This window comes from Acinetobacter sp. AL9 (assembly GCF_041464035.1).
In the GTDB taxonomy this organism is placed as follows: Bacteria; Pseudomonadota; Gammaproteobacteria; order Pseudomonadales; family Moraxellaceae; genus Acinetobacter; species Acinetobacter towneri.
The window spans coordinates 1-1,034 of record NZ_JAYFSK010000133.1; the positions used below are offsets into that span (position 1 = coordinate 1).

Genomic DNA, 1,034 nt, shown 5'->3' on the forward strand with positions numbered 1-1,034 from the left:
CCATTTCACTAAAAACTGGTCGAGGTACACCAACCAAGCGCTTGAATTCAGAATCTGAAAAACGGTTTAATTTCTGATATTTCATGAAATCTATATTGAGGTAGTTTTTACTTTCGCAAGAGGTCTAATTTTGAAACTGCAGAAATGGTAGATAATTCAGACACAGTTTATCATTTAAAACGTGCTGTATCTGGTAGCGGTATTTTACTGAGCAATGATGATGGTGTATCTATTCACTTTAAAGGTGGTGAAGGAGTACTTGAGTTAGTCAAAGATCAGCCTATTAATATTACTGAATTTAAAAAATAGATTTTTTGCTGATTTTAGGCATACATAAGGACGAAAGTAATAATACTATTGGTAATTACATAGTCGAAGGCACCAAGCCATCAACTAAAGATAAAGTTATTAATGTTGAAACACAATATTATGAAGATCCAGGACATCATGACTTGAAAGATGGAAATATGCCTTATAACTCTACTAAGGCAATAATTCCTGACAATCATGTAAAATTATGGGAAAACAGTGTAAAAATTGATAGTGATCCAAAAAATAGATGGGCAATTGAAAATAAAGATGGGAAGGTCATTTATCATAGGTTTCAAGATGATGGTAATGGCAATTTCCATTGGAATGGTTCGACAAAAGGTATTACGTCCTCAGGAAAGGAACGAAATATCAAGATTTCTGATGTCCCTTCTGACTTGATAAAAATGGTAGATAGCAAATGAATAGAATTGGAAACGATCAAGTTTTTATAGAGTTTGATGGAAATTATCAGAATAGTAATTTCATCCCATTGCGTTTATGTATTGAGGGGGAGTATCTAGGAACTTTAGACTCTCCTACTTATGTGACTAGCTTTATAAATTCACTAAAAAACTTACTAAATGATAATTACTATTATAACCCCAGTTACGGATAAGCCAAAGATTTAATCACATGAATTTTAGGCTTATTCTTTTGGCAAAGTTGATACGCACATAGTGAAGAAAATACGCCTGCTAAAAAACCAGCAATCGAACGATGTT

The 1,034-nt window shown here is 32.9% G+C and carries 1 protein-coding gene and 3 pseudogenes; 2 read left to right on the plus strand and 2 right to left on the minus strand.

Annotated features, from left to right (window positions below; all coding sequences use genetic code 11):
- A pseudogene (locus ACEO2X_RS13880) lies at positions 1–85 on the minus strand (IS5/IS1182 family transposase); the annotation flags it as partial.
- Positions 86–123: 38 nt separating this feature from the next.
- Here ACEO2X_RS13880 and ACEO2X_RS13885 point away from each other — a divergent pair.
- Positions 124–309, plus strand: a pseudogene (locus tag ACEO2X_RS13885) (hypothetical protein); the annotation flags it as partial.
- Positions 310–314: 5 nt separating this feature from the next.
- Positions 315–734 carry a hypothetical protein gene (locus tag ACEO2X_RS13890; RefSeq protein WP_371972163.1) on the plus strand — a complete coding sequence of 140 codons (420 nt, stop codon included), beginning with the start codon at positions 315–317 and terminating at the stop codon, positions 732–734.
- 184 nt (positions 735–918) lie between these two features.
- Here ACEO2X_RS13890 and ACEO2X_RS13895 read toward each other — a convergent pair.
- Positions 919–1,034, minus strand: a pseudogene (locus ACEO2X_RS13895) (IS982 family transposase); the annotation flags it as partial.